21 protein-coding genes are annotated in these 18,729 nt (G+C 72.6%); 11 read left to right on the forward strand and 10 right to left on the reverse strand.

Annotated features, from left to right (window positions below):
• Nucleotides 1-4: 4 nt before the first annotated feature.
• Complete coding sequence (locus tag ACZ7L7_RS26590; protein WP_261720219.1) at nucleotides 5-958, reverse strand: ribose-phosphate diphosphokinase; 954 nt, start codon at nucleotides 956-958, stop codon at nucleotides 5-7.
• A gap of 180 nt (nucleotides 959-1,138) precedes the next feature.
• Between ACZ7L7_RS26590 and ACZ7L7_RS26595 the strand changes: the two genes are divergently transcribed.
• The 3 genes from ACZ7L7_RS26595 to ACZ7L7_RS26605 all read left to right on the forward strand — a co-directional run bounded on the left by ACZ7L7_RS26595 (nucleotide 1,139) and on the right by ACZ7L7_RS26605 (nucleotide 2,643).
• On the forward strand, nucleotides 1,139-1,807 hold the full coding sequence (locus ACZ7L7_RS26595; RefSeq protein WP_472077467.1) for a DUF4230 domain-containing protein: 669 nt from the start codon (nucleotides 1,139-1,141) through the stop codon (nucleotides 1,805-1,807).
• Between the two features lie 56 nt (nucleotides 1,808-1,863).
• Complete coding sequence (locus tag ACZ7L7_RS26600; protein ID WP_285512007.1) at nucleotides 1,864-2,328, forward strand: VanZ family protein; 465 nt, start codon at nucleotides 1,864-1,866, stop codon at nucleotides 2,326-2,328.
• Nucleotides 2,329-2,412: 84 nt separating this feature from the next.
• Entirely contained in the window at nucleotides 2,413-2,643 is a 231-nt protein-coding gene (locus ACZ7L7_RS26605; protein WP_285512006.1) for a DUF6422 family protein, read from the forward strand.
• 29 nt (nucleotides 2,644-2,672) lie between these two features.
• Here ACZ7L7_RS26605 and tgmB read toward each other — a convergent pair whose 3' ends face one another.
• On the reverse strand, nucleotides 2,673-3,626 hold the full coding sequence (tgmB, locus tag ACZ7L7_RS26610; protein WP_453604749.1) for an ATP-grasp ribosomal peptide maturase: 954 nt from the start codon (nucleotides 3,624-3,626) through the stop codon (nucleotides 2,673-2,675).
• Between the two features lie 14 nt (nucleotides 3,627-3,640).
• Nucleotides 3,641-3,832 (reverse strand): putative ATP-grasp-modified RiPP, encoded by a 192-nt coding sequence (tgmA, locus tag ACZ7L7_RS26615; RefSeq protein WP_285512004.1) that lies wholly within the window; start codon nucleotides 3,830-3,832, stop codon nucleotides 3,641-3,643.
• Between the two features lie 336 nt (nucleotides 3,833-4,168).
• Here tgmA and ACZ7L7_RS26620 point away from each other — a divergent pair, with 336 nt between their 5' ends.
• The gene (locus ACZ7L7_RS26620; protein ID WP_285512003.1) at nucleotides 4,169-5,410 is read left to right on the forward strand and encodes a ricin-type beta-trefoil lectin domain protein; all 1,242 of its coding nucleotides are present in this window, start codon (nucleotides 4,169-4,171) and stop codon (nucleotides 5,408-5,410) included.
• Between the two features lie 40 nt (nucleotides 5,411-5,450).
• Here ACZ7L7_RS26620 and ACZ7L7_RS26625 read toward each other — a convergent pair whose 3' ends face one another.
• Nucleotides 5,451-5,687, reverse strand: a complete 237-nt coding sequence (locus tag ACZ7L7_RS26625; protein WP_093722032.1) for a hypothetical protein — start codon at nucleotides 5,685-5,687, stop codon at nucleotides 5,451-5,453.
• Between the two features lie 94 nt (nucleotides 5,688-5,781).
• On the opposite strand from ACZ7L7_RS26625, the gene ACZ7L7_RS26630 reads away from it, so the two are divergent.
• The 3 genes from ACZ7L7_RS26630 to ACZ7L7_RS26640 all read left to right on the forward strand — a co-directional run bounded on the left by ACZ7L7_RS26630 (nucleotide 5,782) and on the right by ACZ7L7_RS26640 (nucleotide 8,759).
• Complete coding sequence (locus tag ACZ7L7_RS26630) at nucleotides 5,782-6,813, forward strand: PHP domain-containing protein (RefSeq protein WP_453604746.1); 1,032 nt, start codon at nucleotides 5,782-5,784, stop codon at nucleotides 6,811-6,813.
• A 49-nt stretch (nucleotides 6,814-6,862) separates the two neighbouring features.
• Nucleotides 6,863-7,528, forward strand: a complete 666-nt coding sequence (locus ACZ7L7_RS26635) for an HAD family hydrolase (RefSeq protein WP_285512001.1) — start codon at nucleotides 6,863-6,865, stop codon at nucleotides 7,526-7,528.
• A 202-nt stretch (nucleotides 7,529-7,730) separates the two neighbouring features.
• Nucleotides 7,731-8,759, forward strand: a complete 1,029-nt coding sequence (locus ACZ7L7_RS26640) for an NAD-dependent epimerase/dehydratase family protein (RefSeq protein ID WP_285512000.1) — start codon at nucleotides 7,731-7,733, stop codon at nucleotides 8,757-8,759.
• A 120-nt stretch (nucleotides 8,760-8,879) separates the two neighbouring features.
• Here ACZ7L7_RS26640 and ACZ7L7_RS26645 read toward each other — a convergent pair whose 3' ends face one another.
• From ACZ7L7_RS26645 to ACZ7L7_RS26655, 3 genes are all read right to left on the reverse strand, one after another.
• Entirely contained in the window at nucleotides 8,880-9,092 is a 213-nt protein-coding gene (locus ACZ7L7_RS26645; RefSeq protein WP_285511999.1) for a hypothetical protein, read from the reverse strand.
• Nucleotides 9,093-9,178: 86 nt separating this feature from the next.
• On the reverse strand, nucleotides 9,179-10,453 hold the full coding sequence (locus tag ACZ7L7_RS26650; RefSeq protein WP_472077471.1) for an ROK family protein: 1,275 nt from the start codon (nucleotides 10,451-10,453) through the stop codon (nucleotides 9,179-9,181).
• A 54-nt stretch (nucleotides 10,454-10,507) separates the two neighbouring features.
• Nucleotides 10,508-11,476 carry a phosphotransferase family protein gene (locus ACZ7L7_RS26655; RefSeq protein WP_472077473.1) on the reverse strand — a complete coding sequence of 323 codons (969 nt, stop codon included), beginning with the start codon at nucleotides 11,474-11,476 and terminating at the stop codon, nucleotides 10,508-10,510.
• A gap of 131 nt (nucleotides 11,477-11,607) precedes the next feature.
• Between ACZ7L7_RS26655 and ACZ7L7_RS26660 the strand changes: the two genes are divergently transcribed.
• Nucleotides 11,608-12,102, forward strand: coding sequence for an FBP domain-containing protein (locus ACZ7L7_RS26660; protein WP_285511996.1), 495 nt, complete (start codon nucleotides 11,608-11,610; stop codon nucleotides 12,100-12,102).
• 9 nt (nucleotides 12,103-12,111) lie between these two features.
• On the opposite strand, the gene ACZ7L7_RS26665 is transcribed toward ACZ7L7_RS26660, so the two are convergent.
• Complete coding sequence (locus tag ACZ7L7_RS26665) at nucleotides 12,112-13,479, reverse strand: erythromycin esterase family protein (protein ID WP_453604737.1); 1,368 nt, start codon at nucleotides 13,477-13,479, stop codon at nucleotides 12,112-12,114.
• A 245-nt stretch (nucleotides 13,480-13,724) separates the two neighbouring features.
• On the opposite strand from ACZ7L7_RS26665, the gene ACZ7L7_RS26670 reads away from it, so the two are divergent.
• The 3 genes from ACZ7L7_RS26670 to ACZ7L7_RS26680 all read left to right on the forward strand — a co-directional run bounded on the left by ACZ7L7_RS26670 (nucleotide 13,725) and on the right by ACZ7L7_RS26680 (nucleotide 17,312).
• On the forward strand, nucleotides 13,725-14,963 hold the full coding sequence (locus tag ACZ7L7_RS26670) for an FUSC family protein (protein WP_285511994.1): 1,239 nt from the start codon (nucleotides 13,725-13,727) through the stop codon (nucleotides 14,961-14,963).
• Nucleotides 14,964-14,991: 28 nt separating this feature from the next.
• Entirely contained in the window at nucleotides 14,992-16,014 is a 1,023-nt protein-coding gene (locus ACZ7L7_RS26675) for a hypothetical protein (protein WP_285511993.1), read from the forward strand.
• Between the two features lie 98 nt (nucleotides 16,015-16,112).
• A complete protein-coding gene (locus tag ACZ7L7_RS26680) occupies nucleotides 16,113-17,312 on the forward strand; it encodes a lactonase family protein (RefSeq protein WP_472077476.1) in 1,200 nt (399 codons plus the stop codon).
• Here ACZ7L7_RS26680 and ACZ7L7_RS26685 read toward each other — a convergent pair.
• Both ACZ7L7_RS26685 and ACZ7L7_RS26690 read right to left on the reverse strand, forming a co-directional pair.
• Complete coding sequence (locus ACZ7L7_RS26685) at nucleotides 17,280-18,005, reverse strand: DUF2470 domain-containing protein (protein WP_285511991.1); 726 nt, start codon at nucleotides 18,003-18,005, stop codon at nucleotides 17,280-17,282. The two genes, ACZ7L7_RS26680 and ACZ7L7_RS26685, sit on opposite strands and share 33 nt — an antisense overlap.
• A gap of 102 nt (nucleotides 18,006-18,107) precedes the next feature.
• Nucleotides 18,108-18,722 carry a TetR/AcrR family transcriptional regulator gene (locus ACZ7L7_RS26690; protein WP_285511990.1) on the reverse strand — a complete coding sequence of 205 codons (615 nt, stop codon included), beginning with the start codon at nucleotides 18,720-18,722 and terminating at the stop codon, nucleotides 18,108-18,110.
• Nucleotides 18,723-18,729: the final 7 nt, after the last annotated feature.

Raw genomic sequence — 18,729 nt, forward strand, 5'->3', positions numbered from 1 at the left:
CTGTCTATTCGCTCGACGGCGCGTCGAACAGGGCGCTGACGGACTCACCGTTGTGAATGCGTCGAACCGCCTCGGCGAGCTGCGGGGCGACGGTGAGCACCCGGAGCTTGTCGGTGCGCTCCTCCTCGGGCACCGGCACGGTGTTGGTGCACACGATCTCCAGCACGTCCGGCTGCTCGCCGATCCGCTTCAGGGCGCCGGAGGTGAACAGGCCGTGGGTGCAGGCCACCCGGATCGAGCGCGGACCCAACTCACGCAGCCGGTCGAGGAGTTCCAGGACCGTGCTGCCCTTGGCGATCTCGTCGTCGAGCACGATGACATCGCGGTCCGCGACCTCGCCGATGACGGAGTTGATGCTGACCCGGTCGTCCGCGAACCGCTGCTTGGCGCCGGCGGCGACCTGGGCGCCGAGCATCCGGGCGAAGGCGGCTGCCTCCTTGGCGTTGCCGAGGTCGGGCGAGACCACGGTGGTGCGGGACAGGTCGTACTGGCGGAAGTGGGTGGCCAGTTCGCGCAGGGCGTGCAGATGGTCCACGGGGACCGAGAAGAAGCCGTGCACCTGGGGCGAGTGCAGGGTCATGGCGAGGACCCGGCTCGCGCCCGCGGCCACCATCAGGTCGGCGACCAGACGTCCGCCGAGGGAGATGCGCGGGGCGTCCTTCTTGTCGGAGCGGGCGTAGGAATAGTGCGGCATGACGACGGTGATCCGCCCGGCGGAGGCGCCGCGCGCCGCGTCGCACATCAGCAGCAGTTCGACCAGGTGCTCCTGAACCGGGGCGACCAGCGGCTGGACGAGGAAGACGTCCCGTTCCCGGCAGTTGGCCTGGAGCTGCACCTCCAGGCAGTCGTTGGCGAACCGGCTGACCCGGGTGGGGCTGAGGGGCACATCCAGGTGCGCGCACACCTCGGCGGCCAGTTCGGGGTGGGCGCTACCGCTGAACACGGCGATGTCTCGCACGGATCCGCTCCTCGCATGATCGTTTCTGCTGCCGGGCCGATGCTACTGGGCCGACGGGTCGCACTCCGTCCGGTGCTTCGTGCGCCCCCTGTGCTTCCGTCAGCCGCCGGTAGCGGCCAACCACCCTGTCTCATATGCCCGTTCGGGGGCATCCGGACAGGAGGAAGGAGGGCCGTCGCCATGACGACTCCCATCAGGCGCCTCGCTGGTCTCGTACCCGGCTGGGCGAAGGCCGTCAGCGCCGTCGTGCTGGTGCTCGCCGTGCTGTTCGCCGGGCTCGCGATGAGTGTGCTGCCGGGGCTGAAGGACCTGTTCGGCACCGAGACCCACGACCGTTCGGGGCCCGCGCTGCTGGAGTCCGTCCAGGACATCAGCCGCTACGACGCCGCCTCCGGGAACTTCCAGGTGGTGGTGGACCTGGAGAAGGACGCCAAGTACCTGCCGGACGCGCTCCGCGGTACGCGCACGCTGTACGTGGGGGCGGGCACCGTGGACGCGTACGTCGATCTCGGCAAGGTCGGCGCGGACGACGTGACGGTCGACAAGGACCGTACGTCGGCCACGCTCCGGCTGCCGCACGCGGCGCTCGGGGAGCCCGCGCTCGACCCGGACCGCTCCTACGCCGTCTCCAAGCGGCGCGGGCTGCTCGACCGGATCGGCGACCTCTTCTCGGACAACCCCAACAGCGAACAGGCGGTACAGAAACTCGCCGCCCGGCACATCGGCGACGCGGCAAAGGAGAGCGCGCTGACGGAGCGGGCCGAGGCGAACACCACGGACATGCTCAAGGGGCTGCTGCACTCGCTGGGCTTCACGGAGGTGAAGGTCGACTACGGGGCGGCATCGTAGGCGGCGCAGGGGGTAACCGGCCTGTCTCTGAAGGTAGTTGAGGACTGGAGGACCACATGGCCCGCGCGGCCCCCGATCTGCTCCGTGTCCTGGCCCGCCTGCTGGCGATGCTGTGCGCGTTCACCCTGATGGTGGCCTTCGCTGTGGTCCTGGCCAGACTAACCCTGGAGCCGTCCCCCGCCTCGGAGTCCCTGACCCACACCAACCTGCACCCCGGCCGCTCCCTGCGCGCCTACCTCGACCAGCCCGAACTGCGCGACGCGGTCCGCCAGATCGGCGGGAACCTGCTCCTGGGCGTCCCGTTCGGCGTCCTCGCGCCGATGCTCGCCCCGCAGGCCCGGGGTGTCCTGCGCGTCGTGCTGCTGACGGCGACGGTGATGCTGCTGGTGGAATGCGCCCAGGGTGCCCTGGTCACCGGCCGCGCCTTCGACATCGACGACGTCATCCTGAACACCACGGGCGCCCTGCTCGGCTATGCGCTGCTGGGGCGGCGGCTGGGGCGTGCGGTGCACGCGGGCTGACACATCCTGCAGTGGCAGGCCCGGGTCGGCGGGCCGACGATGGAAGTGTGCTCGGGGTGCGGCGAAGGTGTAGGTGTTTCCGCGATGACGAAGCCTGCCGAACGGACGGACATCCTGGACGAGGCCGCGCTGCTGGTCATCAGGGCGCGTCGCGAGGCCACGGACATGATCAGACGGTCGGGGCCGACCGGTATCGCCGACAACTTCTTCGGCACGAAGTGCCGCCAGTGCGGCAACTGCCGTGAATACGTCGGTGACGGCCCCGTCTGCACGAGGACCACTTGCCGGCACAGCGCGGCACAGCACGCCACCTGACGACGGCCTCCTCGACCACCTCCGGGCGTTCACCGGCGCCCCGCCGGCCGCAGGTGCGCCGGCACATGGGACAGCCAGCGGGCGACCGATTCCGCGATGGGCTGGCCCGTCTCCAGTTCGATGAAGCCGAACTGGCCGCCCTGGTTGCACTCCAGGAACCACCAGACGCCGTCCTCGTCCTCGGCGAAGTCGAAGGCGGCGTAGGCGAGGGAGGCGAGGGCGGCGTACTCGCGGACCGAGGCGGCGATACGGCCGGGTACGGAGACCGGCTGCCAGGGGTGCCCGGTGTCGCCGTAGCGGCCGTCGACCTGGCCCGGCTCGGCCGCCTTGCGGGCGGCGAAGAGCTGGGTGCCGACGCAGGTGAGCCGGATGTCGGCCCGCTTGGGCACATACCGCTGCAGCAGCGCGGGACCGGCCGCGACGGCGGAGAAGTCCGCCTCGGGCCCGATCAGCGTGGTGGGCAGGGCCATCCCCGGTTCCTCCGGCGGCGGCCCCGAGGCGGACTTGACCACCACGTCCTTGTGTTCCTCGGCGAACTCCCGCGCCAGCCGGGGCGAGGTGGTGAACACCGTCGGCGGCACGGCGAATCCGCTGAGGTGGGCGACCCGCAGCTGCCAGGGCTTGAGACGGGCCCGTTCCGCGTCGCGGGGATGGTTCATCCAGCGCGCGGTGGCGGAGTAGAGCATGCCGTAGAGGGCCTGCCGGGTCTCGGCGGTCAGCCACGGCGAGGGCTCGGGCGCGTGTGCGGCCGGCTCGCCGGGTCTTCGTACCCAAACGGAACGCAGTCCGCCCATGCTGAGGACGTGGCCGTTGACCGAGAGGTGGCCGGTGAAGTCGCCGTGTGCGTAGTCGGCGGACAGGACGGCCTTCCCCGGCAGATCGGCTGGGTTCAGCCGCAGCACCGGGGTTCCCAGGCTGTGCAGTCCGGCCACCACCATGTCGGCGGTGACGTCCTCCTCGGACGTGAGGATGAGCACGGTCATCGCGAGGACGGACCTCAGTCGTCGAAGTGCGTCTGGGAACCCGCGGTGGACGTCGTGGTCCCGGCCGCGAGAAGCAGCTCCCGGTCCATGACGGCGGGTCGGCCGTCGGGCAGGACGTTCAACTGCCGCGCGCTGTCGAAGCTGTAGGGCGTCAGGGTGGTCGTCGGCCCCTGCGGACAGGCGTAGTTGAGCGTGAACGGTCGCACGGATACCTCCAAAGGTCGCGCTGTACCTGCGTACAGTCCCTTACGGGTCTGTTACGTAAGGAATTCATCACTTTCGGCTACATCGGGGTGAAGGTCGTCACATCTCCTGCATCATCTGCACGGAATGCAACGGGAGTTGGCACCCGACGTGCACATAGAGTCATCGGACGGCGGGCCGGAAGTGTCACGGGGAGCGACGCGCACCCCTCTCGACTACTGGTCCGTACCAAGGTATTGACGCCCTCTTACCTCACGCCTTAAGTCAAGAAGCGACACACCTTCACCCCCACCTCGGTCGGCCCGCGCTCCCCACGGCATGCCGACGGAAGGAGAGTCGTGCCCGCTTCCCGCAGATTCCGCGCCCTGCGCGCCTGGCTGCTCACCGCCCTGTCCGCCGCCCTCGTCGCGACCGCCGCCACCGGCTCCGCCCGGGCGGAGCCCGACGACGGGCCCGGCGTCAGGGCAGTGACGTTCTCCGACACCTTCGACGGGCCCGCCGGTTCGGCCGTCGACTCCGCCAAGTGGCACATCGAGACCGGCGACAACGTCAACAACCACGAGCGGCAGTACTACACGGACGGCAACCGCAACGCCGCCCTCGACGGCCAGGGCCATCTGGTGATCACCGCCCGGCGCGAGAACCCCGCCAACTACCAGTGCTGGTACGGCAGATGCGAGTACACCTCGGCCCGGCTGAACACCGCGGGGAAGTTCACCGCGCAGTACGGACACGTCGAGGCGCGCATCAAGGTGCCGCGGGGGCAGGGCATGTGGCCCGCGTTCTGGATGCTCGGCACCCCCGTCGACTGGCCCGCCTCCGGCGAGATCGACATCATGGAGAACGTCGGCTTCGAGCCCGCCACGGTCCACGGCACCCTGCACGGCCCCGGCTACTTCGGCTCGGGCGGCATCGGCGCCGCGTACACGCTGCCGAACGGCCAGGCCTTCGCCGACGCGTTCCACACCTTCGCGATCGACTGGGCGCCGGACTCCATCACCTGGTCCGTGGACGGCAACGTCTACCAGCGGCGCACGCCCGCCGATCTCGGCGGCAGGCAGTGGGTGTTCAACAAGCCGTTCTTCCTGATCCTGAACCTCGCGGTGGGCGGCTACTGGCCCGGCGACCCGGACGGCTCCACGGTCTTCCCGCAGCAGATGGTCGTCGACCACGTCACCGTGAGCACGGGTGACACCCCCGCGGGCGGCGCGATCAGGGGCCTGGCCGGCAAGTGCGTCGACGTCGCCGGGGCGAACCCGGCCAACGGCACCCCCGTCCAGCTCTACGACTGCAACGGCACCTCGGCCCAGCAGTGGACCGTCGGCTCCGACGGCACCATCCGGGCGCTCGGCAAGTGCCTGGACGTCACCGGCAACGGCACCGCGAACGGCAGCACCGTCCAGTTGTGGGACTGCACCGGCGGGCCCAACCAGCGCTGGACCGTCACCGCGGCACGCGACATCGTCAATCCCCAGGCGAACAAGTGCCTGGACGTGACCGGCAACAATCCGGCCAACGGCACCCGGCTGCAGATCTGGAGCTGCACGGGCGGCGCCAACCAGAAGTGGACGGTCGGCTGAGACCCTTCTTTACGACGGACCTCGGTCCCTGGGCCCTGTCCTAGTGCAGGGTCCAGGTGAACTTGTCGCCGCCGACCCAGCGCACGACATCCGGGTCGTCCAGGTCATGGACGGTGATGCCGTACGCGGCGGCGGCCGACAGGACATCGGTGACGGCTTTCGCCTCACCCACCACTTCACCGTCGATCTCCACGATGCGGAACGGCGGCGTGCCCGGCTGGACCCCGAGCACCAAGATCCGCGGATGGGAGATGTACGGGCTCGCGATTTCGGTCATGCAACGAGAGTAAAGCGGATCTGTCCATTCCGAACCTGTCGAGCCCGCCGTGCGGGCCTCCGCCTGCTGGGCAACCCTGGAGGCGGAGGTGGCGATGGATCCCGTCGAGGCCCTGGAGCGGATCGCCTTCCTGCTGGAGCGGTCCCTGGCACCGACCTACCGGGTACGGGCCTTCCGCACCGCCGCCCGGACGCTGGCGGCGCTGCCGGAGGCGGAGCTGCGGGAGCGGGCGGTGGCCGGGACGCTGGAGTCGTTGAAGGGGGTCGGGCCGAAGACGGCGCAGGTCGCCCGGGAGGCGCTGGCCGGGCAGGTGCCGGGCTATCTGGAGAAGCTGCGGGCCGAGGAGCCTGACCCGGCGGACCGCACTGGCCTGTGTGCACTCCTGCGCGGCGACTGCCATCTGCACTCCGACTGGTCGGACGGCGGCAGTCCGATCGAGGAGATGGGCCGTACGGCGCAGGCGCTGGGCCATGAATGGGCGGTGCTGACCGACCACTCGCCCCGGCTGACGGTGGCCCGGGGCCTGTCGGCTGAGCGGCTGCGCGAGCAGCTGGAGGTGGTGGCGGCCCTCAACGAGACCTGGGCGCCCTTCCGCCTGCTCACCGGCATCGAGTGCGACATCCTGGAGGACGGCTCCCTCGACCAGGAGCCCGAGCTGCTGGACCGGCTCGACGTGGTCGTGGTCTCGGTGCACTCCAAGCTGCGCATGGACGCCCGCTCCATGACCCGGCGCATGGTGGCCGCCGTACGGAATCCGCACTCCGACGTCCTGGGGCACTGCACCGGGCGGCTGATCACCGGGCGGGGGCGGCCGGAGTCCGAGTTCGACGCGGACGAGGTGTTCGCGGCGTGCGCGGAGACCGGGACCGCGGTGGAGATCAACAGCCGTCCCGAACGCCTGGACCCGCCGCGCCGGCTGCTGCGCCGGGCGGTGGCCGCAGGGGTGCTGCTCTCGATCGACACTGACGCCCACGCGCCCGGACAGCTGGACTGGCAGGTGCTCGGCTGCGCCCGGGCCGAGGAGTGCGGGGTGCCCGCCGGGCGCGTGGTCACCACGTGGACGCGCGAGGAGCTGCTGGCCTGGACGCGCGAGCGGCGCCTGCCCGCACGCGTCACGGGGTCCTGACGTGGTACTCGGACGGTCCGGCTGAACAGGACGGCGGAGGGACGGGCGTATGGGACGCGCGGCTGTGTTCGACGTGGACGGCACACTCGTCGACACCAATCATCTGCACGTGGTCACGTGGTGGGAGGCCTTCCGGCAGGCGGGCCACCGGGTGCCCATGCACGCCGTGCACCGCGCCGTCGGACTCGGCTCCGGCGATCTGATCGCGCACCTGCTCGGGGACGACCGGGATCAGGACCGCGACGAGGAGCTGAGCGCCGCGCACAAGGCGCTGTACGGGCAGTACTTCGACCGGCTGCCCGCCCTGCCGGACTCCGGCGAGCTGCTGCGGCGACTGCACCGGGACGGCTGGACGGTGGTGCTGGCCACCTCGGCGGGCGGCGCGGAGCTGGGCGCGCTGCGGCGGGCGATCGACGCGGACGACGCCATCGCCGCGACCGCCAGCGCCGATGACGTGGAACAGGGGAAACCCGCGCCGGAGCCCGTGGAGCACGCGCTGGAGCTGGCCGGGGCGTCCGCCGAGGACGCGGTGTTCGTCGGGGACACGGTGTGGGACATGCGTGCGGGCAGCCGGGCGGGGGTGCGGTGCGTGGCCGTGCTGTGCGGGGGCATCGCGCGGGCCGATCTGGAGAAGGCGGGCGCCGAGGCCGTGTACGACGGTCCGGCGCACCTGCTGGCCTCGCTCGGCGACAGCCCGTTCGCCCGGATGGGGTGACACTGGAAGGGGCAGCCGAGAAGCGGTGACACGCGTCACCGGTGGCAGGGGAACAGCACGGGATGGTTCTCCGTTGAACTTGATGCAGGCACGGTACGTGCCCCCTGATCCGCCCCGACCGTGATTCCCCCGTCGCGGTCGGGGCTTTCCTCTTCCCGGCGCGGGGTACTCGGCTGCTCCCCTTTGCGGAGAGGAGTCGACCGTGAGCAGCACACAGGGCAGCAGGATCGTCGTCACGGGGGCCACGGGGAATGTCGGTACGAGCCTCGTGCGCCTTCTCTCCGAGGATCCCTCCGTAGGGTCGGTGCTGGGCCTGGCCCGCAGGATCCCGGACTGGTTCCCGCCGAAGACGCAGTGGTCGGCGGCCGACCTGGCCTCCGAGGAGACGGATCTGGTGCAGGAGTTCTCCGGCGCCGATGCGGTCGTCCATCTGGCCTGGGCCTTCCAGCCGACGCACGATCCCGCGGCGACCTGGCGCACGAACGTCCTCGGCTCGATCCGGGTCTTCGACGCGGTGTCCACCGCCAGGGTGCCGACGCTGGTGCACGCCTCGTCGGTCGGCGCGTACTCGCCGGGTCCCAAGGACGACACGGTGGACGAGTCCTGGCCCACGCACGGCTGGCCCGGCGCCGCCTACTGCCGGGAGAAGGCGTATCTGGAACGGACCCTGGACACCTTCGAGCGACGGCACCGCAAGGTGCGGGTGGTCCGGATGCGGCCGGCGTTCCTGTTCAAGCGGGAGTCGGCGAGCGAGCAGCGCAGGATCTTCGGCGGACGCTTTGTGCCGGGACAGCTGGCCCGGCCGGAGCTGCTGCCGTTCCTGCCGGACATCCCCGGGCTGCGGGTGCAGGCGCTGCACACCGACGACGCGGCGGAGGCGTACCGGCTGGCGATCGGCGCGGAGGTGAAGGGCGCCTTCAATCTGGCGGCCGACCCCCCGGTGGACGCGGCCCTGCTCGGTGAGCTGCTCGACGCCCGCCCGGTACGTCTGTCGCCCACGGCGGCCCGCTCGGCGGTCGCGGCGGCCTGGGGCCTGCATCTGCTGCCCGCCTCACCGCACCTGTTCGACGCGGTGCTGCGTATGCCCCTGATGGACTGCACCCGGGCCCGCACCGAGCTGAACTGGCAGCCCCGCCGCTCGGCCCCCGAGGTGCTGGAGGAGTTCCTGCACGGCATGCGGTCGGGCGCGGGCGAGGCGACCGAGCCGATGCGGGGGCGCAAGGCGGGCTGATCGGGGGCCTCCAGTCCACCCGGGTCGGCTCCCCCGGGGCTGCCCCGCCCGGCTCGGCCCAGCCAGGCCCCGCTCAGCCCGGCTCGGCCGCCCGGCTCGGCTCGGCTCGGCTAGGCCCGGCTAGGCCGTCGACTCGTCCGGCGCGGGATGCTCCGGGTGGACGTTCGCGTCCCGCCGAGACCCCTTGCGGCCCGTGCCCGCCTCGTCCGACTCCGGGGTGTCCTCCGGCGCGGTGTCCAGGTCCTCGGGGTTCACGTCCCAGGGGTCCTCGCCCGCCCCCGCCAGCTGGTCCGGCAGGTCCCTCGGCACGGGCTCGCCCTTCTGGCTGTTCACGGGGCGCCTCCTTACGTTCGTGACGCGCGGCGTCCGTTCGCGGCGCGTGGCGTCCCGCGAGTACCGCCGGCGGGCGTCGCGAAACGTCAGCGCGGTGCGCGGTCCGCGAGTGCCGCGTGCCAGACGGGCCGCGGTTCCTCGGGGGCGGGCTCGGCCCGCCGGCCGCCGAGGGCGAAGAAGGCGGCGAGGGGGAGGATCGCCGCCCCGACGGTGACCGCGTCCGGTCCGAGCCCGCCCAGGTCGATGCCGACCCGCTCCGCGGGGTGCCGCAGCGCGTACGCGGCCGCATGCCGCCGGATGTCGGGCAGCAGCGCCGCGCCGAGCCGCAGACCCGCCCAGCCGCCGATCAGGATGCGCTCCGGCCGGAACAGGTTGATCAGGTCGGACAGGCCCGCGCCGATGTACTCGGCGGTCTCCGCCAGCAGCTCCCGCGCCACCCGGTCGCCGTCGGCGGCCGCCGACATCAGCGCCGCGAGCGCGCTCTCCTGGTCGGCGCCCTCGGGCGGCCGCCCGCCCGCCTCCCGCCACCGCTCCAGCAGCGCCTCGGCGCCGGCGTACGCCTCCAGGCAGCCCGGCGCGCCGCAGCGGCAGCGGCGCCCCGCGACCTGGACGGTCAGGTGCCCGCCCTCGACGGCGCGCCCCTCCCCCGCCTCCGGGGTCACCACGCACGCGCCGACCCCGGAGCCGAACAGCACCACGATCGCGCTGCGGGCCCCGCGCCCCGCGCCGAACCACATCTCCGCCTGGCCGAGCGTGCGCGCGCCGTTGTCGATGAAGTACGGGATGCTGTCGGGCAGTTCGCACCGTTCCCGCAGCAGTGACTCCAGTGCGACGGCGTCCCAGCCGATGGTCTGGCCATGCACCACGGCCCCGCGCTCGGGGTCGTGCTCGACTATGCCGGGCACCCCGATGCCGATGCCGAGCAGCTGTTCCGGGGCGAGATCGGCGGCGGCCAGCACCTCCGCGACAGCGTCGTGGATGTACCCCACGACGACCTCGACCGCGTACCCCTCGGCGCCCAGGACCCGCTCGGTGCGGCCGAGTTCGGTCAGCGCGAGGTCGAACAGCTCGACCCGCACCCGGGTCTCGCCGACGTCCACGCCGATCATGTGGCCGCCGCCCGGGGCCACCCGGAGCAGGGTGCGCGGCCTGCCGCCGTCGGACTCGACGTTGCCCGCCTCCTCCAGTACCCCGTCCGCGAGCAGGTCGGCGACCACGTTGCTGACCGAGCCGGAGCTGAGTCCCGTGGCCGGGCCCAGCTCGAAGCGGCTGAGGGGGCCGTCGAAGTACAGGCGTTGCAGGACCGCCGCGCGGTTGCCCCGCCGTAGATCGCGTACCGTCCGCCTGTTCCGCCCCACCATCTGGCTCCCCCTGTCAACACGCCGTCCGACCTGGACGCCCTGGAAGATACCGGGTCAGCGGCTCAGTTCCGTGATCGCGTCGAGCGCCGCGACCAGTTCCGGCCCCACTGTCTCGCGGGTCCAGCGCGACCGCCCCTCGTCGACGGCGCGCGGCACGGTCTCGGTGAGCATGATCAGGTAGAGGTAGGCGCGGTAACAGGCCAGCCGGAGCCGGGTGGACCGGCCGAAGTCGACCCGGCCGCCCGCCTCGCGGTAGCCGTCGAGAAAGGCCGAGTCCTTCTCGATGTCGCCGAGCAGGGCCAGCGAGACGAAGTCGGCGACGGGGTCGCCCCAGAACATGCGCTCCCCGTCGATGATCCCGCCGATGCGGGCCGTCCCGGCCGAGCGGTCGACCAGGATGTTGCCGGGCCACAGGTCGAAGTGGACCGCGCACGCCTCGCTGACCTCGTCGAGCGCGGGCAGGGCCGCCCGGAGCGTACGGTCCGTCTCCTCGACGGAGCGCGGCAGCCACGGCCGGTACCGGCGGGCGTCGTCGAGGACGGCGTCGAGCAGTACGGAGAACGCGGTGCGCCAGTCGGCGGCGAGGGGGCCGAGGGCGCCGGAGGGGTAGCCGTAGCCCGGCCCGGTCACGGTGTGCAGGCGGGCCACCTGGCGGCCCAGCTCGGTGCGCAGGTCCCGCTGTTCGGCATCGGTGAGCGAGTCGTCCCAGGCCTCCCCCGGGCACGCCGTCATCAGCAGGGCGCCCTCGGTGAAGGCGACGACCCTGGGCGCCGCGACCCCGACGGCGGCCGCGGCCCGGTAGAACTCCGCCTCGGACACCAGCAGCGCCCGCTCGTGGCTCAGCCCGGGGACGGTCTCGGCGGGCGGGACCTTGAGCACGTACCGGGTGCCGTCGGCGAGGAGGAGTTCCTCGACCGTGTTGTAGGTGCCGCCCGACAGCGATCGCACCGCCGTCAGGTCGCCCGGCGGCAGTCCCGCCGCGTCCAGCATCCGCTCGGCCCGTTTCCGGGAGTCCGTCCCCATGCCCCGCCCCTTCCCACTGAATATTCGCTGGCCCTTACAGGCATACGACGCCTAGCCTTAGGCGAAAACCTAGGAGCCCTAGGTATCGGAGCCTAGGTATCGACGTCGGCACACCCCCTCAGGAGGCCCCCATGAAAGCACTCACCGAGTCCGAGATCCGCTCCTCGTTCGTCAACTGCTCCAAGGGCGAGGCCAAGAGGCTCAGCGTCCCCAGGGACCTCGACCAACTCCCCTGGGACGACCTGGACTTCCTGGGCTGGCGAGATCCTGGGGCGCCCGACCGCAGCTATCTGGTCACCGAGCGGGACGGACGGCTGATCGGCGTCACGCTGCGCTTCCCTTCACAGCAGCGCGGATTCCTGCACCGCAGCCTGTGCTCGCTGTGCCTGACCACGCACCGGGGCGGCGGGGTCTCCCTGATGACCGCGCGCAAGGCGGGTCCGGCGGGCCGCGAGGGCAACTCGGTCGGCCTGTACATGTGCACCGACCTCGCCTGCTCCCTCTACCTGCGCGGCAAGAAGATCCCCGACTCGGGCATCCGTATCGAGGAGAGCCTCACCCTGGAGGAGCAGATCGCGCGGACCGAGGGCAATCTGAGCGCCTTCCTGGAGAAGTTGGGGGTCTGAGCCCCCGGCTCACCGCTCCAGCAGCCGGGCCGCGGAGACCCGGTGCAGGTGGATCAGGACGTCGTAGCTGCGGGCGAGAGCGATGTCGTGCGGGCCGTCCGGGTAGGCGGTGCCCACGCTGCGGGTGGGCCGCTCCCGGCGCAGCCACTCCCGGGCCGGGGAGCCGACCGTACGCAGGTCGAGCAGGTAGTTCCGGTGGGGCACCCGGTCGAGGACGGCCTCGTTGGTGCCGGGGCCCGCCGGCCCCACCGCCCACCGGCGCACGACCGACTCGTCGTCGGTGCCCGTGGCCCGGAACGAGCCGTGGTCGAAGGTCAGGCCGATGCTCACGTACCCGGCGCCGAGCGCGTCGCGCAGGAAGGCGCCCTGCACCTTCAGGTACTGGGCGGGCATGTCCGGGACGTAGCCGACGTGGTTGTTGTGCGCCGAGAGCAGCATCCGAGCACCGGTGTGCCGCTGCCACCACAGCACGTTCGCGGCCATCTGCTCGCCCCGGTAGCGCATGGCCTCGGACACCTGCGCGGGGTCGGTGAAGTCGAAGGCGTACTGCCGTGCCGTCTGGTCGATCACCCTCGCGTCCTGCACCGCCCGCTCGTACGCCGCCCGGTCCTTGCCCGGCGCCAAGCCGTGCAGCAGTTCCAGGGCCTGTCCGGTGCGCTCCGCCCTTTCCTTGCGCACGGTGTACGGCTCGCCGAGGTACCGCTCGATGTAGGCGCCCGTCTGCTCGGTGGGCCGCAGTCCGCGGTAGAACTCTTCGAGGCGGGCCGCGGTCTTCGGGTCGCGCTCGGCGGCGTACGCGGTGACCGCGTCGTACAACTCGGGACCGGACCAGGCGATGTCGTCGCCGACCAGGCGGACCGGGTCGGCCGGGTGACGGAGGTTGTAGGCGCGGGTCCACTCGATCAGCCGCAGGTAGTCGGTGTTGTTCCACCACCGGAAGTCGCGCTGGAACTCGTCCCGCATGATGCGCCGCGGATCGCCTTCTCCGCGTACGACGTAGGCGTCGAGGCGGGCGACCGTGCTCCAGGGCGCCTCCAGGGCGAAGGCGCGGAACCCGCGCTCCTCGACCAGGTGGCGCAGGACGCGGCCCTTGAGGGCGAAGAAGTCGTGGGAACCGTGGGTCGCCTCACCGAGGCCGACGACCCGGGCGTCGCCGATCATGCGGTCCAGGGCGCGCAGGTCCCGTGTGTCGCCGCCGGGTTCGACGCTGCGCAGGGGATGCGCCGCGCGGGCGAGGGCGTCCACCACGGCCTCGTCGCGGTCGGTTGCCGTGGCCGCGCGCCCGTGCGGGGCGGAGGCCGCCGCCGGGAGGACGGACGCCGTCGTGCCGAGGATGATGAACAGGGTCAGGGCCGTCGCGGTCCGGTGCCGTTTCATGATCCCAGGCTCGCGTGCGGCCGGGCCGGACACCATCCGGCCGGCCCCCGTCCGCGGGTGCGGGTCTCCGGCGGTCGGATCGGGGGGATTTCCTCCTTCTTTCCGCCGCCGACTCTTGTCAGGCGACCCCGAGTCGATCACTCTGGGCCTCCTTGCGGACTGTCGCGGTCCGCTCGGTGGACCGCGTGATCATGTTCGTCGCTCCGTGGGAGCTTCGTGAGACGTGAGAGGGGAACAGCGCAAGGATGCTTGACGTACGCCAGTGGGTGTCGCGGGAGCGGCTGCTGAAGCTGAGCCGGGAACCCGCGGTCGTCCAGATGCTGCGCTCGACGGCAGCGGCGACGGTCGCCTACGTCATCGCCCTGCACCTGAGCCCCGAGAAGGCCCCACTCACCGCGCCCCTGACGGCCCTGCTGGTCGTCCAGGTCACCCTCTACGCGACCCTCACCAACGGCGTGCGCCGGGTGAACTCGGTGGTGGCCGGGGTCCTCGTCGCCGTCGCCTTCAGTCTGCTGGTGGGTCTGACCTGGTGGAGCCTGGCGCTGGTGATCCTGGCCTCGCTGGCCGTGGGGCATCTGGTCCGGGTGGACGAGTACGTCCCCGAGGTGGCGATCAGCGCGATGCTGGTGCTCGGGGTGACCTCCGTCGGGGACACGGCGTGGGCGCGGGTGCTGGAGACGCTGATCGGCGCGGTCGTCGGGCTCGGCTGCAATCTGCTGCTCGCGCCGCCGGTCTGGGTGGACGAGGCGGGCGAGTCCATCGAGGGGCTGGCGCGCCGGGTCCGGCAGCTGATGCTGAGCATGGGCGAGGAGGCGGCCGGCCGTACGCCGGTGGAGCGTGCCACGGCCCGGCTGTACGAGGCGCGCCGGCTCGACCACGACATCGTCGAGGTGGACGCGGCCCTCCGACAGGCCGAGGACAGCCTGCGGCTCAATCCGCGGGTGCGCGAGGGGCTGCTGCACCGGGTGGTGCTGCGGACCGGCCTGGACACCCTGGAGATCTGCACGGTGGTACTGCGGGTGATCGCCCGCACGCTCACCGACCTGGCCAAGGAACGCGACCCCGATCCGCTGTTCGCACCGCAGATCGGTGCCGCCGTGGAGCAGGTGCTCTCCGAGGTCGCCGACGCGGTGGTGAGTTTCGCGGTGCTGGTCACCGCCCATGTCAGCGAGAACGCCGAGTCCGCCGAGGAGCGGCTCGCCACCGAGCTGCGGCAGGCCGCCGCGACCCGGGACAAGCTCGCCCAGCTGCTGCTGGAGGAGGTCCAGCGCGACGCCCGCCAGTGGCAGCTGCACGGCGCGGTGCTGACCGAGGTCACCCGCATGCTCGACGAGATGGACACCGAGCACCGCTCGCGCCGGCTGCTGGAGGAGCTGGACCGGGTCTCCAGTGAGCAGCGGGAGCGGATGCCGCGGCTGACCCGGCTCCAGGAGACGGTGCGGGTCGGCCGGAACCGGCTGGCTTCGGTCCGTCGTCCCCGGTGACAAGGTCATCGACAGGGGGGCACGGGCAGTGGGCGACGGCGTACGGATCGACGGGAACACTCTGCGGCTGCCGGGCGGGGCGGCGGTGCGGTTCATCCGCACGCTGCGGCTGCCCGAGACGGGCACGCATCCGCTGCCGCCGGGGCTCGGCGAGTTCCCGCTGCGGCGGGTGGCGGACTACCCGGACACGGTTCCGCGGGAGTGGCGGGCGCGCGGCGGGGTGATGCTGCCGGTGTATCTGCGCGAGGCGATGTGGCTGAGCTTCGCCGGGACCGCCGAGCCCGCCGCTCTGCAGGTCGGCGTGGGCAAGGTGTGCGCGGTCTCCGGAAAGCCGTGGAGCGACCGGCTCGCCCGGGACCCGCAGAACTACCTCGTCCTCCCCCGCCAGCCGTGGCTGGACGGCATCAACTCCGGCAAGGGCACGGTCCGCCAGTTCGTGGCCGTGCCGCTGGGGCTCGGGGCCACCGTGGAGGGCCAGGTGACCGGGGAGGAGGTCTGGGGCGGCGTCCAGCTCCAGACGTTCCCGCTGGGCGCCGAGGCGCTGGCGCGGTGGCGTGAGGAGGAGCGGCTGCGCGAGGAGCGGCGACGGGCGTTCACGGCGGCCGGGGGTCCCTTCGGCGCGCCGCCGATGGCTCCGGCGGCACCGGCGGCCGCGCCGGGTGCGGCACCCCGGTCGGCTCCGGCCATGGGGCTCGGTGTGGGCGGTTCGATGCGCCAGGAGGTCTACCGGGACGACCGCCCGGCGTCGGACTGGGCCGAGGAACCGGCGGGGCGGGTCTTCGTCCATCTGGTGACGCCCCCGCAGTGGCGCCGGATCACCGGCGAGGAGCCGCCGCCGTCGCCCGTGGACCGGGCGGCGTACACGCGGGCGGGGCTGCCCTGGTTCGACTACTACGACGACGCGGCCCAGGATCTGGACCCCACCGGCACGCTGGAGGCGGTCAAGCCGGTCGGCGAGTGGATCGGCGACGACCACGAGCCCTGGGAGGCTCCCGTGCCGGGCCAGGTGAAGCACCTCAAGGGGCAGCCGGTCGAGGACGGGGACTGGTAGCGGCGGCGCCCTCGGTCGCAGCGCCCTCGGTTGCACCGGGCCGGTGATCCGCGCCAGGGTGGCAGGCGCCGGAGTACGGACGACCCGAGGGTGTGGGCATGGGCAGTGGGGGCGTGAGCAGGCGCCGGTTCGTCGGCGCCGTCGCGGGAAGCGCCGCCGCGGTGGCCCTGGCGGGGTGCGAGAACGCGCCGCCTCCGTCGCCTCCGGTGCCTCCGGTGCCTCCGGTGCGGGGCACCCCGGCACCGAGCCCTTCCCGGGAGGCCGCGCCGGGGCCCCGCGCGCTGTACCTCGGCACGTACACGTCCGCCGAGGGCGGCGGCGAGGGCATCGGGGTCGCGTCGTACGACGTGCGGACCGGCCGGATCACCGGCTCCGGCACGATCGCGGGCGTCGGCGATCCGTCGTATCTGGCGGTGCATCCGGACGGGCGCACGCTGTACGCCGTGAACGAGCGCGAGGACGGCGCCGTGACCGCGGTACGGCTCGCCGACCGCGAGGTGCTGGGCAGCCGGAGCACCGGCGGGTCGGCGCCGTGTCATCTGTCGGTGCATCCGAGCGGGCGCTGGCTGTTCAGCGCGAATTACGGCACCGGCAGTGTGGCCGTGCACCCGGTCGCGGCCTCGGGTGCGCTGGGCGAGCGCACGGACCTGGTCACGCACTCCTCCCCCGCGCCGGGCCCGGATCAGCGGGGCCCGCACGCCCACCAGGTGATCACCAGCCCGGACGGCGGCCATGTCCTCGCCGTCGACCTGGGCACGGACACGGTGTACACGTACCACCTCGACGAGGCGAAGGGCACGCTCGCCGAGGTCGCGCGCGCCCGTACCCGGCCGGGCGCGGGGCCGCGCCATCTCACCTTTCATCCGGGCGGGCGGTACGCCTATCTCGCCAACGAGGTCGACAACACCGTGGCGGTCTGCGCCTACGACCCCGGCAGCGGGCGGGTCACCGTCGGCGAGGCGCAGTCCACGGGCACCGGGTCGGGTACCAGCTACCCGGCGCAGTTCGTGGTGACGGCCAACGGCCGGTACGCCTTCCTCGCCAACCGGGGCCACAACAGCCTGTCGCGGTACGCGGTGGAGGCGGACGGGGCCCGGCTCGGGCTGCTGGGAACCGTGCCCGTGGGCGGGGACTTCCCGCGGCAGATCGCCCTGTCGCCGGACGGCGGGCTGCTCTTCGCGGCGAACCAGCGGTCCGGCGACGTGACCGTGTTCCACGTCGACGAGGACAAGGGTGAACTGCGGCGCGCGGGCGCGCCGTTCGCCTCACCCGTCGCGGTCTGCGCGCTGCCGCTGTAGGGGGCGCGGGCAGGTGACCGCGGCCGCCTGGCCGAGCAGGACGTGCATGCGCTCGGTGAGCTGGGCGATGTCGTCGGCCGGACGGTGGAAGGGCAGGCGTACGTCGCCGTGGGCGCGGGCGCGCTCGATGCGCAGGGTCAGTCCGTGCCGGTCGACGGCGAGGGGCTGGACGCGGACGGCGCCGTGCAGGCTGTCCGGCTCGACCAGCCGGGTCAGCCGCTCGACGGCGTCGGGGTGGCAGTCGGCGAGGTGGGTGAGCAGTCTGGCCTCGGCGAGGGCGAGCGGGTCGGGCCGGGCGGCGGCGAACTCGTCGAGTTCGACGATGACCGCGCCGCTCGGCTGCCGCAGGACGACGCGGGTGGCCCGGAAGACGAGGTGGCCGTCCTCGGGGGCGAACCACCCGGCCAGCCACAGCCGGGCCCGGATGCGGTTGCGGACGGGGACGGGCGCGACGTCGGCGAACTCCAGCACGGCGGACGGCTCTCCGCGCGGGGCGCAGATCGCGGCCGCGGCCAGCACGCTGTCCTCGGGTACGGCGAGCAGTATCCGGCCGTCGTCGGTCACGGAGTGCGCGCCGACGAACTCCTCCCGGGTGCCCTCCGCGGTCACCGCGCAGGACCACGCGGTGGCGAGCACCGACCGGGCGCGTTCGGCCGCGGCCGGAGCGGCCGTCCAGCTCTGGCTGTCACCCATTCCCGAACCTCCTTAGGTAAGCCTTGCCTAACCTACCGAAGATCGGGGCGCGCGCCAACCACCCCGCGCGATCGTGCGCGGAGTCACTCCCGCCTTTGGTGGTTATGCGCCGATGACACCCAACAGCGCGCGAGCACACAGGTCGCGGACCTGGTCCCGGGTCAGGTCCGCGGAGCCGCGCAGCCATTCCAGGCAGACGGCGGTGGTGAAGGCCAGCCAGCCGCGCACGGCGAGGCGGATGTCCGGGCGGGCCTCGCAGACCGGGCCGAACTCCGGGTCGGCGGCCATGGCCGCGAGGATCTGCCGCTCCTGGGCGGCGAGCGCGCGGTGGTAGACCTTGCGCACGGCAGGGTCGCCGGAGGCCTCGGCGCGGTGGAAGGCACGGAAGCCGTGCGCCTGCTCCTCCGCCCAGGCCAGGTAGGTGTCGAGGCTCGCGGTGAGCTGGTCGCGGACCGGGACGCCGGGCACGGCCGCCGTCATCCGCAGCATCCGCTCGCTCTCCCGTTCCACCACGGCGGCGAAGAAGTCCCGCTTGGTCGGGAAGTAGTGGTACAGCAGCCCGCGCGACACCCCGGCGATCTCGGCGACCTGCTCGATCCACACCTCGTCGTACGGGCTCTCCGAGAACAGCCGCGCCCCGACGGCGAGGAGCTGCTCCCTGCGCTCCTCGGTGCTGAGCCGGCGCCTGGTGCGCGCGCCGCCCTGGTTCGCGCTCATGCCCGCA

The sequence above is a fragment of the Streptomyces sp. NPDC110618 genome, assembly GCF_055657065.1.